Source organism: Actinoalloteichus fjordicus (genome assembly GCF_001941625.1).
Lineage (GTDB): Bacteria > Actinomycetota > Actinomycetes > Mycobacteriales > Pseudonocardiaceae > Actinoalloteichus_A > Actinoalloteichus_A fjordicus.
Genome location: NZ_CP016076.1, coordinates 1,793,211 through 1,808,246, shown reverse-complemented (window position 1 = coordinate 1,808,246; position 15,036 = coordinate 1,793,211). Strand labels below are relative to the sequence as shown.

Genomic DNA, 15,036 nt, shown 5'->3' with positions numbered 1-15,036 from the left:
CGGGCCGCTGCGCGTCGGGACGAACCCCCGGTCGCCACCATTCCGGCACCGCCATTGAAGATCAAGAGCGTCGGTCTCGACTGTTATCTTGCGGACATTCGCTTGATCTTTTCAGAGGGGGACGTCGTGACAGAACAGCCGAGCAGGCCTGCGCCAGACGAGCCGTCGGGGGGTGAGACGCCGATGGCGGCGGGCGGGCACCACGGCCCGCCGAAACACGGCGTGAAGATCGTCGTCACACTGCTGGCCGTCACGACCGCCGTGGTGGGGGCCGTGCTCTACGGCCCGACGGCGCTGGACGCCATGCTGGACGCCGACGAGCTCGATGACGCCCCCGCCGCCACCGCGCAGCAGACCGAGGAGGCGGACGTCTCCTCGACGGTCCCGACGCCCGCGACCCCGCCGGTCCAGCAGGTCGATCTGAGCAGGCCCTATGAGCGCACGGCCGCGGCCGGCTGGGCGGAGGGCGAGGCGGGCATCGTGGGGGCGGAGGCCGTGCCCGTCGGCGATCACGACGCCGACGAGGTGGCGACCGCCGTCGAGGCGGTCCGCGAAGCACTGATCGCTGCCAGGCTGGACCCCCGATCGCTGACCGAGCACGATCCGGAGGGCTATCTCTCCCTGCTCGCGCCTGATCTCCAGACCGGCCTGCGCGAGACCTTCGCCGAGGACGACGTCGAGGCGGGGCTGTGGATCACCCGGATCGGTGAGGACCCGTTGCTGCCGGTGCCGCCCAGGGTGGACGGGGAGATGACCGTCGAGCTGGACGAGGACGGCGAGATCCTGGTGCGCACCAACTATCTGTTCGCCTATGCCTTCGAACCGCCTGCCGACCTCGCGGAGACCTCGGGCCTCACCAACACCGACCTGGTGGTCTTCAACCGCATAGAACAGGACTACTCCTATGTGACCGGGCAGGAATGGGCGGACACCTCACACGGGCTGTGGGCCGAGGAACTGGTGAGCTTCAGCTACGGGATGGCCTGCGACGTCGCCGATCGCGGCTTCCTGGCCCCCGGCTTCGCCGAGGAGAGCCCGGAGCTCGTCGCGATGCCCGACGAGACCGAGATCCAGGGCATGTTCGACGCCACGCAGCCCATGCCCACCGAAGGCAACTGCTGAGCGACGGCACGCCCGCGCCGCCCATGCCGTAGCCGGCCGCATCGCCTACGCGCCGACCACGGCAGGCCTGACCGACCGGATCCCGCCGACTCCCCCTCCCGGCGGGTTCGGTGTCGAGGCCGTGGCGAGACAGGACGTCAAGACCCCTTTGTCCTCCCGCCCTCCTTGTCGCAGGATGTGAGAATGACTCGCGAGGCGCCTCGGCAGGACATCGACGAATCGGAGCTGGCCGTCTCCAAGCCGAAGGAGTGGGCGGCGGGCATTCCCGGCGTGCTGGTCTCCCTCGGCCGAGGCTTGGAGCAGATGGGCGCGGGACGCACCGTCAGCACACTGCGGCTGCTCAATCAACGCAAGGGCTTCGACTGCCCCGGCTGTGCCTGGCCGGAGGGCCAGGGCCATCGCAGTCTCGCCGAGTTCTGTGAGAACGGAGCGAAGGCGGTCGCCGAGGAGGCGACCCGCAGGCGCGTCGACGAGGCGTTCTTCGCCACCCACTCCGTCGCCGAGCTGGCCGAGCGCACCGACTACTGGCTGGGCAGCCAGGGCAGGCTGACGCACCCGATGGTCCTGAGACCCGGCGGGACGCACTACGAGCCGATCTCCTGGGCGGAGTCGTTCGAGCTGATCGCGGCCGAGCTGGGCGAGCTGGACTCCCCGGACCAGGCCGTCTTCTACACCTCCGGTCGCACCAGCAACGAGGCCGCCTTCCTGTACCAGCTGTTCGTCCGGTCCTTCGGCACGAACAACCTCCCGGACTGCTCGAACATGTGCCACGAGTCCTCCGGTTCCGCGTTGAACCAGACGCTCGGCATCGGCAAGGGATCGGTCAGCCTCGACGACGTCCACCACGCCGACCTGCTGCTGATCGTCGGGCAGAACCCCGGCACCAACCACCCTCGGATGCTCTCGGCGCTGGAGAAGGCCAAGCGCAACGGCGCGAAGATCGTGGCGGTGAACCCGTTGCCGGAGGCGGGGCTGCTCCGGTTCAAGAACCCGCAGAACATCCGGGGCGTGCTCGGCAAGGGCACCGACCTCGCCGACGAGTTCTGTCAGATCCGGCTCGGCGGAGACCTCGCCCTGTTCCAGGCCCTCGGTCACCTGCTGCTGGCTGCGGAGGAGGAGTCGCCCGGCACCGTCCTGGACGGCGACTTCATCCGGGAGCACAGTCACGGCTTCGCCGAGTACGCCGCCCACGTGCACGCCCTGGACTGGGCGCAGGTGGAGGAGGCGACCGGCCTCGCCAGAAGTCAGATCGAGACGGTGGCCAGGATGCTGATCGCCTCCGAGCGGACGATCGTCTGCTGGGCGATGGGCATCACCCAGCACCGGCATTCGGTCGCGACGATCCGCGAGATGGTCAACGTGCTGCTGCTGCGAGGCATGATCGGCCGCCCCGGCGCAGGCGTCTGCCCCGTCCGAGGTCATTCCAACGTGCAGGGCGACCGAACCATGGGGATCTGGGAGAAGCCGCCCGAGTCCTTCCTCGACGCGCTGGAACGCGAGTTCGCGCTGCCGATGCCGCGCGAGCACGGCTTCGACACGGTCGCGGCGCTGCAGGCGATGCGGGGCAGGGCGGCGGACGATCGCGGGCTGGTGTTCTTCGCGCTCGGCGGGAACTTCGTCTCCGCCAGCCCGGACACCGAGGTCACCGAGGCCGCGCTGCGGTCGTGCTCGCTGACGGTGCAGGTGTCCACCAAGCTCAATCGCTCGCACGTGGTGCACGGGCGGACGGCGCTGATCCTGCCGACGCTGGGCCGGACCGAGGTCGACGTCCAGCACACCGGGGAACAGTTCGTCACCGTCGAGGACTCGATGTCTGCGGTGCACGCCTCCCGAGGCAGGCTGGAGCCGGCGAGCGAGACCCTGCACTCCGAGGTGTCCATCGTGGCCAGGCTGGCCCGAGCGGTCCTCGGCGCGGAGCACTCGATCCCCTGGGAGGACTTCGAGCGGGACTACGACGCGATCCGCGATCGAATCGCGCGGGTGGTTCCCGGCTGCGAGGACTACAACGAGAAGGTCCGCAGGCCCGACGGTTTCGTCCTGCCGAATCCGCCTCGGGACTCGCGATCGTTCCCGACGGCGACGGGGCGGGCGAACTTCACCGCGAACCGGCTGGAGGTGCTGCGGGTACCGGCGGGCAGGCTGCTCCTTCAGACGCTGCGCAGCCACGATCAGTACAACACGACGATCTACGGTCTCGACGATCGTTATCGCGGAATCAAGAACGCCCGGCGGGTCGTCTTCGTCAATCCGGCCGACTGCGAGCAGCTCGGGGTGCACGACGGCCAACTGGTCGACGTGATCAGCGAGTGGCGGGTGGGTGATCGGGTCGAGGAGCGCCGCGCGACTGGCTTCCGGGTGGTGGCGTATCCGACCGCGCGCGGCTGCGCGGCGGCCTATTACCCGGAGGCCAATCCGCTGGTTCCGCTGGACTCGGTGGCGGAGGAGTCCAACACTCCGACGTCGAAGTCGATCGTCGTCCGGCTGGAGCAGGCGGGCTGACGCCCGATTCGGACCTGCTCGGACGTCGGACCGGCCTCGGCGGCACGCCGAGTGCCGGTCCGGGTGCGTCAGCCGACGAAGAGCCTGGTCACGGTGCGGACGAGCTCCGCAAGCCCGTAGGCGAAGGGCAGCCCGACCCACAGCCAGGCGAAGGTCATCAGCCCGATCCGGCGGCGGGCCGGGGTTCCCTCTGGCAGCGCGTCCTCGGCGCTCATCGGGTGGCTCCCTTCTCGGACTTCGCCGTCTGCTCAGGCTTCGCCGTCTGCTCGGCCTTCTCTGACTTCTCGGCGGGGGCCTGACCGCCCTCGGCAGGCTCGTGGTGTCGAGAGTCCACCGGGCGGATCAGTTCGTTGGCGACGAAGCCGACCAGGAGCAGCCCGATCATGACGAACAGGGACAGGGTGTAGAGGTCGGAGCCCGTACGGCCCGCCGCCTCCTGCGAGTCGGCGACGGCGTTGACGATCAACGGTCCCAGCACGCCCGCCACCGACCAGGCCGTCAGCAGCCTGCCGTGGATCGCCCCGACCTGGTAGGTCCCGAACAGGTCCTTGAGGTAGGCCGGGACGGTGGCGAACCCGCCGCCGTAGAAGGACAGGATGCCCATCGCGGCAAGCACGAAGACCGGCGTGGACAGGCTGCCTGCCAGGGCGATCACCAGGTAGAGCAGGGCGCCCGCCCCGAGGTAGACGCGATAGACGTTCTTACGACCGATCACGTCGGAGGTCGAGGACCAGATGAAGCGGCCCGCCATGTTGGTCAGTGACAGCAGCGCGACGAAGCCTGCCGCCGCGCCCGCCGCCACCGGCGTCGCGGTGTCGGCGAAGAAGTCGATGATCATCGGCGCGGCCTTCTCCAGAATGCCGATGCCCGCCGTCACGTTGAGACACAACACCACCCAGAGGCACCAGAACTGCGGGGTGCGCACGGCGTTGCGGGCGGACACGTTCGCGGTCGTGATCATCCGTCGCGCCGTGGCCGCCGTGCGGGGCGGGCCAGGTGGCCGCCAGTCGGCTGCGGGAACCCGGATCAACAGCACGCCGAGAGACATGAACGCGGCATAGGCGAGACCGTGGACGACGAGCGTCGTGGCGATGCCCGACGAGTCCGCGCCGAAGCTGTCGAGCATCCAGGACGACCAGGGCGCGGCGATCAACGCACCGCCGCCGAAGCCCATGATGGCGATGCCGGTGGCCATGCCAGGCCGGTCTGGGAACCATTTGATCAACGTCGAGACCGGCGAGATGTAGCCGATGCCGAGACCGACGCCGCCGATGCCGCCGTAGCCGAGCACCACCAGCCAGAACTGCCCGGTGGCCACGCCCAGCGCGGCGACGAGGAAGCCGGTGGAGAAGCAGACCAGTGAGACGAACATCGCCCACCGTGGTCCGTTGCGCTCGACGAAGGTGCCGCCGAATGCGGCCGAGAGCCCGAGCATGACGATGCCGAGTTGGAAGGGCAGCGCGCTCTGAGTTCCCGATAGGTCCATCGCGGACTCCAGCGGGGGTTTGAACACGCTCCACGCGTAGGCCTGTCCGATGGCCAGGTGCACGGACAACGCCGCAGGCGGGACGAGCCATCGACTCCACCCCGGCGCGGCGACGATCCTCGACCGATCGAGCAGACCCTGAGACATCGCCACTCCAAGCACGCGACTAACACCGGAACGGGTGAAGGGACGCTACCTCGGGTGACCCCGATCTTTCGAGCATCCGGCCGATCGAATTCTCGGCCCCACCACGGACACCGGTCGGACCCGCCGAGATGCTTCCGGTGCATCAGATCCGCTACCAGTACTTTTGACCACGGCGTGGTTGCGCCTACCCCGACGCACGGCGGCAGACCTCCCAGAAATCCGACACGCGGACGATCCGCGGCCGAGGAAAGTCCCCGCCCGCCGACCGTTCTCTCATCCCTTCGAGTGACCACTCGAACAAGCGACACAACCGCAGCTTGGCCACGTAGCGCAACGACGATGGCGGTTGGTCGTGCCAGGTACCGTCGGGTGATCAGGGCCCCGACTCGGGACCCCGTCCCGAACCCGACGGAGGCACGCAGATGGGACGAGTGACCGTGCGCAGGCAGGTGCTGCGTGTCACGGCGACGGGAGCCAGGACCCGTCCGGACTCGCTGGCGGTCGAGGAACCGCTCGAGACTCGGGTGAACGGCCGCCCTCTCGCGGTGACGATGCGCACACCCGGCAGCGACGTCGAACTCGCCCATGGCTTCCTGCTCACCGAGGGCGTCATCGCACATCGTGAGGACGTCTCGATCGCCCGGTACTGCGACGGTGTCGACGACGAGGGACGCAACACCTACAACGTCCTGGACATCGCGCTCGCCGAGGGAGTCCCGCCGCCGGAGACCGGCGTCGAGCGGAATTTCTACACCACGTCCTCCTGCGGGGTCTGCGGTAAGGCCGCCCTCGACGCGGTCCGGCTGAGCACCCGGTTCTCCCCCGCCGCCGACGAGGCGCGGGTGAGCGTCGACACTCTGACGCGGCTGCCGGTCGCCCTGCGCGAGGCACAGCGGGTCTTCGACGCGACCGGCGGCCTGCACGCCGCAGGCCTGTTCACCGGGGACGGCAGGCTGCTCGCCGCCCGCGAGGACGTCGGCAGACACAACGCCGTGGACAAGGTGCTCGGCTGGGCGCTGTTGGACGGCCGCGTCCCGCTGACGGGCTGCGTGCTCATGGTGTCGGGGCGGGCGTCGTTCGAACTCGTGCAGAAGGCGGCGATGGCGGGGGTTCCCGTGCTGGCCGCCGTGTCCGCACCGTCGTCACTGGCGGTCGACCTCGCCGAGGAACAGGGCATGACCCTGATCGGCTTCCTCCGAGGGGACTCGATGAACGTCTACGTCGGTCGGGAACGGGTGACCACCGCCCACGACACGGACGCGGACCGCGCGGAATCACCCGCCACGCCCTCCTCCAGGTGAATTCACTCCGACGTCACTCGCCTAAACGTGAGCAGCGGTGGCCGACCCGGCACGGCTCGACGACGGTGGGTCTGAACCTGCTCCCAGACCCTGACGTCGAGGAGGCCCTTCCATGGCACCAGACCCCACTGTCGACTCGGCGCGCGATCCAGGCAGGCGCCGTTTCCTGACCATGATCGCGGGACTGTCCGGGCTCGGCGCGGTCGCGGTGGCCACCGGCGGGGCGCTGACACAGGGCACGGCGCACCCGGCCACCGGCATGGCGGGCGGCATGTCCCTCGGGGAGTTGCTCAGCGGCGGCATGTCGCGTGCGGTGGTCCGCCGCGAACAGGTGTGGTCGGAGGCACGCGGCCGGAACGTCGGTCTGGTCACCCTCATCCCCGCCGGGTCGTACGCCCGTCGACTCCCGGTCTGTGTGGTGCTGCACGGCAGGACCGGCAACTCCGAGGAGGTCACCGCCGCACCGATGCCCGACACGCTCGACGCCACGATCTCGGCAGGCGGCACCCCGTTCGCCGTGATGGCCGTGGACGGCGGCGACGACTACTGGCATGAGCACACCAAGGGCGACGACTCGATGGGGATGCTGCTGCGTGAGGTGCCGGTCTGGGCGGCGGCACGGGGACTCGGCATGCCGGAGGCGGCGGTAGGCGTCTCGATGGGTGGTTTCGGCGCCCTGTTGTACGCGCGCAGGCGGCGGGAACAGGGCAGGCCGCTGCGGGCGGTCGGGGCGATCGCCCCGGCGTTGATCCTCAGCTGGGACGAGATGAGCCAGCGCAACGCCTTCCACGACGAGGCGGACTGGGCGAGCATGGACCCGCTGCGCAACATCCCTGCCCTCGGCAACGTCCCGGTGGGCATCTGGTGCGGTACCGAGGACGGCTTCATCGAGGGAGCCCGGCAGTTCATCGAGAAGGCCCGCCCCGAGGTCGCGGAGCTGAGCCCCGGCGGCCACACTCGCGCCTTCTTCGACTCCTCCGTCCCACCCGCGCTGGCCTTCGTCGGGCGCCGACTCCGCTGACCTCCATCACCGCACCCGCAGACGCCCCAGGCCGCCACACCGCCGGGGCAGGCATCGGACCGACCGACGTCAGGGGCAGTACTCGCCGCCCGCCGGATCTCGTCGTCGAGTCGCCGTCGGAGGCTCAGCGCGGCGGGTCTCGGCGGGCGGTGTTCAGGTCCGCCGCCCCCGGGTCCATCAGCCAGTCCAACACCTGCGGCCACGGCCCGAAGCCGGACTCAGGGTCCAGATGCCGCCCGCCGGGCACCACGTCGACCTCCACCCCCAGCGTCCGGCCCAGGATGGTGGTCTCCGCGACGCCGCCCCACGGGTCGTCGACGCCCGCGACCAGGCGCGTGACTCCCGCCGCCCGGCGCAGGCTCCACCCGTCGACCGGCGGATACGGCATCCCGCTCAGATCGGGGTGACGCCAGCGACGACCGGGCGGGGCCACCAGCAGCACGCGATCCGCCCGCCTGCCTCGCCCGCCGAGCACGGCAGCATGATGCATCCAGGTCAAGGCCCCGCAACAGTGCGCGACCACCACGAGCTCGGTGGCACGGGGGACGCGGGCGACTCGCGCCTGCACCACGGGCAGCCAGTCGGCCAGCATCGGCGTGTCCGCTGCGGGCAGGCGCGGGAAGTCGACGTCCCAGCCGTGCTTGTAGGCGCGGGGCGCCAGCCACAGCTGCCAGTGATCCGGCGTGGGCGTACGCCAGCCGTGCAGCAGGAGCACCTGTCGATCCGACATCTCCGCCTCCGTCTCAACAGCTCTCCGGACTGCCCACACGACCGACCGTGCCGCCGTCGGCCTGCCGCCGGGCGCACCGCTCGCAGGCAGGCAGGACACCGATCCTCCGTGTCGCGGCACCAGGAGGTCCCGACTGGACTCTTCCCGGCCGGCCACGCCGCCGCTCGACGGAGCAACCGCGAACCGGCACGCTCCGGCCAGACCGGCCAGACCACCAAGGCCGCCTGTGCACGGCCGAGATCGTGCCCCCACCCGCCGCAGTGATCAGCGGCGACGCGGCGACGCCGCCGACCGCAGGCAGACGCCGAGCCGACGTCGGAGCACGCGCTCTCCCCCCGGATGTGCCCGAGGAGATCTCGCTCCCCCACCTGGCCGCGATCAGGCCAGCCGCCGGGCGAGGAAGGAAAGGGTCGCGTCCCATGACTCCTGCTGGGCGAGCGCGATCCCCTCGGCGGAGCCGCCCGCCATCAGGGTCTCGCTCCATGCTGCGGTGGTCGGCACCAGAGGCGGACGCAGGAAGTGCCCCGCGTCGGGGAAGGTCCGGGTCTCGTCCTGATGAGCGATGCCGTGCACGCCGCGTCGAGCCACCATCGCGCGAGCCATCTGATCGGCGGGCCAGAGCTGGTCGTCCTCTCCGCAGAGCAGGAGCAGCGGGGCGTCGATCCGCTCCACCGGGATGGTCGCGCGGTCCACCTCCGCGAGATTGCGCAGCCCTGCGGCGTAGGACGAGCGCAGGTGCAGCGCAGTCGGGCGGGGATGGCGGGCGACCCGATGTCGGACGGCCTGCCCGAGCAGTTCGGGAAGCAGCCTGCCTGCCCGGACCCGCACCCACGGCAGCGGCCTGCCTCGATGAGTCCACGAGGACGTGCGGGCAGGCGGCCCGCCCGCGGCAGCGGCCTGCCACACGACGGAACTCGGGGACACCAGCGCGATGGCGCGAATCGGATGGTGATCGAGATAGGCCAGCGCGGCGAGGGCACCCACACAGCCCGCCGAGGAGGCGAACACGCCGATCCGATCGGCGTCGACCCTGGGATGGGCCGCCAACCAGCCGAGAGCGTCGGTGATCGTCTCGATCGGCACCTCGGTGAACCCCGGCTGCGTTCGCTCGTCACTCAGGTAGTCCACGACGACCGCCACATAGCCGCGCGACGCGAGCAGGGCCGCTCTGGGCAGCATCGCCGCGCCGCCGGTGAACCCCGGCACGATGAGCACCCCTGGGCCGCGCCCGGAACCCGCCGGAGTGAAGACGCTGATGGTGCTGCCCGGCACGTCATGGTCCTGCCGTTCCACCCCAGCGGCGGCCCACCGCCGCACCACCGTCGCGACCGCGGTCTCCGCGCCTGCCTGCGCGGTCACGCGGCAGGTGAGCGAGTCGGGTGCGGCGCTGAAGTCGACGGGCGCCCGCCCCGGCGCGGCGAAGCGCATCGACCACCACGGACCTGCGGGGTCGATGCCCTGATACGTGCCGGTCAGCGGCTCGTGCGTACCGAGGTCGACCAGTCCGGAGACATCGGCGCCATAAGTGTTGAGCGAGGTCCAGGCATGGCCTGCCGCATCGGTGATCCGCAGCTCCAGCTTGACCCCGACGTGTGAGGCAGCGCGCACCCGGACGACAGGCGGCCGGTCCGCCATGCCGTCGAGCGGATCGATCTCCAACTCCATCGACTGCACCGACCTCCCTCGCCCCGCAGGATCGATCTCGTCGTCCCGGCGGCCTGCGGCGCGACGGACGGCACCCGGCGAGCAGCGCCGAAGATCACGCGGCGGCTGGACCTGCACGGCGAACCGCACCGAGAGTCACTTCGTCGGCTGGAGCCACGCAGGCGACCCTGCTCCCTCAGTCGAGCTCCGAGGCAGCGCCTCGCCTCACCCGAGAGCCTCGCAGGCTTCGGCCGCCTCGGCACACCGGCACGACGCGGATCCGACTCCCGGCCCGCCGTGGCAGGTTCACCACGACGGGCCGGGATTGAGCGAATCGACGTCGTCCTCGAGGCAGCGATCGACGTGCGTTGGCGGCGAGGCCCGCCGACGTCAGGCCGACTTCTCGCGGCGCTCCCGCCGAGAGGCCTGGCGGGCCACGATGGTGGGGTTCACGTTCTCTCGCACCGTCTGCTCGGTGATGACGACCTTGGCGACGTCGCTGCGGCTGGGGATGTCGTACATCACCGACTGCAGCACCTCCTCCATGATCGCCCGCAGACCACGTGCGCCGGTGCCTCGGAGGATCGCCTGGTCCGCGATCGCCTCCATCGCCTTCTTGGTGAACTCCAACTCGACGCCGTCGATGTCGAAGAGCTTCTGATACTGCTTGACCAGCGCGTTACGCGGCTCGGTCAGGATCTGTACCAGTGATTCCTTGTCCAGGTTGGTGACGCCTGCGACCACCGGCAGTCGACCGATGAACTCGGGGATGAGGCCGAACTTGATCAGGTCTTCCGGCATGACGTCGGTGAAGAAGTCCATCGCGTCGATCTCGGCCTTCGACCGGATCTCCGCGCCGAAGCCCAGCCCGCGCTTGCCGACGCGGTCCTGGATGATCTTCTCCAGGCCTGCGAACGCGCCCGCCACGATGAACAGCACGTTCGTCGTGTCGATCTGGATGAACTCCTGGTGCGGATGCTTGCGTCCGCCCTGCGGCGGGACGCTCGCAGTGGTGCCCTCGAGGATCTTCAACAGGGCCTGCTGCACACCCTCGCCGGAGACGTCCCTGGTGATCGACGGGTTCTCGCTCTTACGAGCGATCTTGTCGACCTCGTCGATGTAGATGATGCCCGTCTCGGCACGCTTGACGTCGTAGTCCGCCGCCTGGATCAGCTTCAGCAGGATGTTCTCGACGTCCTCGCCGACGTACCCCGCCTCGGTCAACGCCGTGGCGTCCGCGATCGCGAAGGGGACGTTGAGGAGCTTGGCGAGGGTCTGCGCGAGATAGGTCTTGCCGCAGCCGGTGGGCCCGAGCATCAAGATGTTGGACTTGGCGAGTTCGACGTTCTCCTCGCGGCTGTCCTTGGCTCGATCGCCCGCCTGGATGCGCTTGTAGTGGTTGTAGACGGCCACCGCGAGCGACCGCTTGGCGCCGCCCTGACCGATCACGTACTGATCGAGGAAATCGTGGATCTCGGCGGGCTTGGGCAGCTCGTCGAGCTTGACGTCGCCCGCCTCGGCGAGCTCCTCCTCGATGATCTCGTTGCAGAGGTCGATGCACTCATCGCAGATGTACACACCGGGGCCCGCGATGAGCTTCTTCACCTGCTTCTGACTCTTCCCACAGAACGAGCACTTGAGCAGGTCGCCGCCGTCACCGATACGTGCCATGACCGCTGACCTCTGTCCCCTCTGGCTCACCCGGACTCGGTGTGCCTGGCCGTGTACGTCATCGACGGTACCTTGCCTGCCCCCGGTCTTCGGGTGGGCAAGCCTCTCCCGTCGCCGCCGAGTGTGTCGGGACGTCCGACACACTCGGCGTGTCGGGTCAGTTCTGCGAGAGCTTCCGGTACGGAATCACCTCGTCGACAAGACCATATTCCAACGCCTCTTGAGCCGTCAGGATCTTGTCGCGCTCGACGTCTTCCCGGACCTGCTCTGCCGAGCGGTTCGTGTGCCGGGCGAGCGTGGCCTCCATCTGGGTCCGCACCCGCTGGATCTCGTTCGCTTGGATCTCCAGGTCCGACACCTGACCATAGACGCCTTCGATCGCGGGCTGATGGATCAGCACCCGCGCGTTGGGCAGGATCAGACGCTTGCCCGCGGTGCCCGCCGCCAGGATCACGGCGGCGGCCGAGGCCGCCTGGCCGAGGCAGGCCGTCTTGATGTCGGGCCGAACGAACTGCATCGTGTCATAGATCGCCATCAGCGAGGTGAAGGAGCCGCCGGGCGAGTTGATGTACATCGTGATCTCGCGGTCCGGGTCGTCCGACTCCAGGCACAGCAGCTGTGCCATCACGTCGTTCGCCGAGACGTCGTCGACCTGCGAGCCGACGAAGATGATCCGCTCCTCGAACAGCTTGCTGTAGGGGTTGGACTCCTTGACCCCGTAGCTGGTGCGCTCGATGAAGGACGGCAGTACGTAACGAGACTGTGGACGGTGAAGCTCGTTCATCGTGGTGACTCCTAGAGATCGGCCTGGATCAACACGGCGGCCGGGATCAGCGCCGACTCGTGCCCTTGGGGTTGGGCAGCTGGTTGGTACGGCTGACCACATGATCGACGAAGCCGTACTCCTTGGCCTCCTCGGCCGTGAACCAGCGGTCGCGGTCGGAGTCGGCGGTGATCCGCTCGACCGTCTGACCGGTGTGCTCGGCGATGAGCTCGGCCATCTCCTTCTTGTCCTTGATCCACACCTCGGCCTGGATGGCGATGTCGGAGGCGGTGCCGCCGATGCCGGACGACGGCTGGTGCATCATCACCCTGGCGTGCGGGAGGGCGTATCGCTTGCCGGGTGCGCCCGCCGACAACAGGAACTGCCCCATCGATGCGGCGAAGCCCATCGCCACGGTCGACACGTCGGGCTCGATGAGCTGCATGGTGTCGAAGATGGCCATACCCGCGAAGACCGAGCCACCCGGTGAGTTGATGTACAGCCTGATGTCGGCCTCGGGGTCCTCGGCCTCGAGCAGGAGGAGCTGGGCGCAGATCTGGTTCGCGATGTTCTCCTCGACCTGAGAGCCCAGGACGATGATCCGTTCACGAAGCAGGCGCTCGTAGACCGAGTCGTTCAAGTTGAGACCGCTGCTGCTCGAACGCATCTCGGGGGTGGGGATGGGTGGGTGCTGCGTCACGTCTGCCTGCCTTCTCCAACCAGTGATGGGCGGTTCTCGTCCACATCGGCAGCGCTACCGATGTTCCGCCGTCGGTCATCCGGATTACTCAATCGACAGTAACGAACACGGGCGGCGCTGCCTTCCCAGCACCGCCCGTGTTCGCCCAGAGCGTTCTACTTCTCCGCAGCGGCACCCGCTGCATCGGACTTGCCCGTCGTCTCGGCTTCGTCGTTCTCCACCACCGCGTCGCCCTCGATGACCGCACCGGGCGCGGCCTCCGGCTCCTCGGCGGTGCCGAACAGCTCGTCGAGGTCCAGGGTGTTGCCGGAGGCGTCGGTGACCGTGGCCTGCCGGACGACGCCCGCCAGGGCCTTGCCCCGTCGCACGTCGGCGTAGATGGCACCGAGCTGGTTGGACTGCTGGGCCCGCTGCACGTACTCGTCGGGGCTGATGCCGAAGCGCTGCGCCTGGTAGACGATGCGCTGCGTCAGCTCGTTGTCGGAGACGGCGACCTGCTCGGCGTCGGCGATGGTGTCGAGCACGAGCTGCGTGCGCACCGCCTTCTCCGCCTCGGCCTTCGTCTCGGCGTCGAAGCCCTCCAGGGTCTTGTCCTGCTGCTCCAGCCACTCGGCGAACCGCGCCTCGTCGTGGTCGAACGGGTGGATCGCGTCGTGCTTGCGCACCTCGATCTCCGCCTCGACGACCTTCTCCGGCAGCGGGACCTCGGTGGTCTCCAGCAGCACCTCGAGGACCTTGTCGCGGGCCTCCATGCCCTGCTGCATCCGCTTGACGCGGCCGATGCGCTCGCGCAGGTCGCCCTTCAGCTCCTCGAGGGTGTCGAACTCGCTGACCATCTGGGCGAACTCGTCGTCGGCCTCCGGCAGCTCGCGCACCTTCACGGAGGTGGGCTTGACCTGGACCTCGGCCTCGCGGCCCGCGTGTTCCCCGGCGACGAGCGTGGTGGTGAACGTCTTGGTCTCGTCCTGCGAGGCGCCGATCAGGGCGTCGTCGATGCCCTCCACCAGCTGGCCGGAGCCGATCTCGTAGGAGAGGCCCTCGGTGCGGGCGTCCTCGACCTCGACGCCGTCGACCGTGGCCGACAGGTCGACGACCACGAAGTCGCCCGCCTCGATCGGCCGGTCGACGCCGGTGAGGGTGCCGAAGCGCGCACGCAGCTCGTCGAGCTGGGTGTCGATGTCGGAGTCCTCCACGGCCACGTCGTCGACGGAGACGGCGAGCTCGCCGAAGGCCGGGATGGTGATGTCCGGCCGGACGTCGACCTCGGCGCTGAAGGCGAGCACGTCACCATCGTCGATCTTGGTGACCTCGATCTCCGGCCTGCCGAGGGTGCGCACCTCGCCGCTGTTGACGGCTTCCATGTACTTCGCGGGGATGGCCTCGTTGACGACCTCGTCGAGCACGACGCCTCGTCCGAGCCTGCTCTCCAGCACTCGGGAGGGGGCCTTGCCCGGCCGGAAGCCCGGAATACGGACCTGCGAGGCGAGCTTGCGGTAGGCACGGTCGAAGTCGGGCTTGAGCTCGTCGAACGGCACCTCGACGTCGATCCGTACCCGCGTCGGGCTGAGCTGCTCGACGGTGCTCTTCACGTGATCTCCTTGGGACGTTGCGATCTTGGCTGGCCTGACGTCGCCCGCCACCGGCTTCCTGGGGACAAGAACCGCGGGAGCGCCCTGGCCTGCACATAGTGCTGGTCAACGCCGGGAAGCCAGCCGTGGACTGTTGAGTGCCCCGGTGAACACGGGGTCGGACTGGCTCACAGGGCGCCGCCTGTCGGCGCGATTCTAGGCGAAGTCGCCGAGGGCCCGACCGATGGGGATGCTCGCGAGCGCCACACCTCGCGTTCGGGCGCCACGCCGAGACCGTTCATGACCCGCGCCGCCCGTCCGGTGTCACGGAGGCGTGCGACGACTGCGGCCGGGCCGTCGACTCCTCCGGCCACACCGAGAATG

Annotated in this window: 12 protein-coding genes; 4 read left to right on the top strand and 8 right to left on the bottom strand. The window is 69.2% G+C overall.

Annotated features, from left to right (window positions below; translation table 11 throughout):
- The first annotated feature begins 126 nt into the window (after positions 1-126).
- Positions 127-1,122 carry a hypothetical protein gene (locus UA74_RS08215; protein WP_157442192.1) on the top strand — a complete coding sequence of 332 codons (996 nt, stop codon included), beginning with the start codon at positions 127-129 and terminating at the stop codon, positions 1,120-1,122.
- Between the two features lie 183 nt (positions 1,123-1,305).
- Entirely contained in the window at positions 1,306-3,621 is a 2,316-nt protein-coding gene (locus tag UA74_RS08210) for an FdhF/YdeP family oxidoreductase (protein WP_075764155.1), read from the top strand.
- A gap of 68 nt (positions 3,622-3,689) precedes the next feature.
- On the opposite strand, the gene UA74_RS32725 is transcribed toward UA74_RS08210, so the two are convergent.
- Both UA74_RS32725 and UA74_RS08205 read right to left on the bottom strand, forming a co-directional pair.
- Positions 3,690-3,836, bottom strand: a complete 147-nt coding sequence (locus tag UA74_RS32725) for an MFS transporter small subunit (RefSeq protein WP_198043200.1) — start codon at positions 3,834-3,836, stop codon at positions 3,690-3,692.
- Positions 3,833-5,254: an OFA family MFS transporter gene (locus UA74_RS08205; protein WP_075766045.1), complete on the bottom strand. Its 1,422-nt coding sequence runs from the start codon at positions 5,252-5,254 to the stop codon at positions 3,833-3,835. Before UA74_RS08205 ends, UA74_RS32725 begins: the two co-directional genes overlap by 4 nt.
- A 422-nt stretch (positions 5,255-5,676) precedes the next feature.
- Between UA74_RS08205 and fdhD the strand changes: the two genes are divergently transcribed.
- Both fdhD and UA74_RS08195 read left to right on the top strand, forming a co-directional pair.
- Positions 5,677-6,555, top strand: coding sequence for a formate dehydrogenase accessory sulfurtransferase FdhD (gene fdhD, locus UA74_RS08200; RefSeq protein WP_075764153.1), 879 nt, complete (start codon positions 5,677-5,679; stop codon positions 6,553-6,555).
- Positions 6,556-6,667: 112 nt separating this feature from the next.
- Positions 6,668-7,576: an alpha/beta hydrolase gene (locus UA74_RS08195; protein WP_075739732.1), complete on the top strand. Its 909-nt coding sequence runs from the start codon at positions 6,668-6,670 to the stop codon at positions 7,574-7,576.
- A 124-nt stretch (positions 7,577-7,700) separates the two neighbouring features.
- Here the strand turns inward: UA74_RS08195 and UA74_RS08190 are convergent, their stop codons facing one another.
- From UA74_RS08190 to tig, 6 genes are all read right to left on the bottom strand, one after another.
- Positions 7,701-8,306 (bottom strand): RBBP9/YdeN family alpha/beta hydrolase, encoded by a 606-nt coding sequence (locus UA74_RS08190; protein ID WP_075743547.1) that lies wholly within the window; start codon positions 8,304-8,306, stop codon positions 7,701-7,703.
- 378 nt (positions 8,307-8,684) lie between these two features.
- Positions 8,685-9,971 (bottom strand): acyl-CoA thioesterase/bile acid-CoA:amino acid N-acyltransferase family protein, encoded by a 1,287-nt coding sequence (locus UA74_RS08185; protein WP_232237817.1) that lies wholly within the window; start codon positions 9,969-9,971, stop codon positions 8,685-8,687.
- A gap of 369 nt (positions 9,972-10,340) precedes the next feature.
- Positions 10,341-11,621, bottom strand: a complete 1,281-nt coding sequence (gene clpX, locus UA74_RS08180) for an ATP-dependent Clp protease ATP-binding subunit ClpX (RefSeq protein WP_075739730.1) — start codon at positions 11,619-11,621, stop codon at positions 10,341-10,343.
- A gap of 157 nt (positions 11,622-11,778) precedes the next feature.
- A complete protein-coding gene (locus tag UA74_RS08175) occupies positions 11,779-12,405 on the bottom strand; it encodes an ATP-dependent Clp protease proteolytic subunit (protein ID WP_075739729.1) in 627 nt (208 codons plus the stop codon).
- 46 nt (positions 12,406-12,451) lie between these two features.
- Complete coding sequence (locus UA74_RS08170) at positions 12,452-13,051, bottom strand: ATP-dependent Clp protease proteolytic subunit (protein WP_075739728.1); 600 nt, start codon at positions 13,049-13,051, stop codon at positions 12,452-12,454.
- Between the two features lie 188 nt (positions 13,052-13,239).
- Positions 13,240-14,673 carry a trigger factor gene (gene tig, locus UA74_RS08165; protein WP_075764149.1) on the bottom strand — a complete coding sequence of 478 codons (1,434 nt, stop codon included), beginning with the start codon at positions 14,671-14,673 and terminating at the stop codon, positions 13,240-13,242.
- Positions 14,674-15,036: the final 363 nt, after the last annotated feature.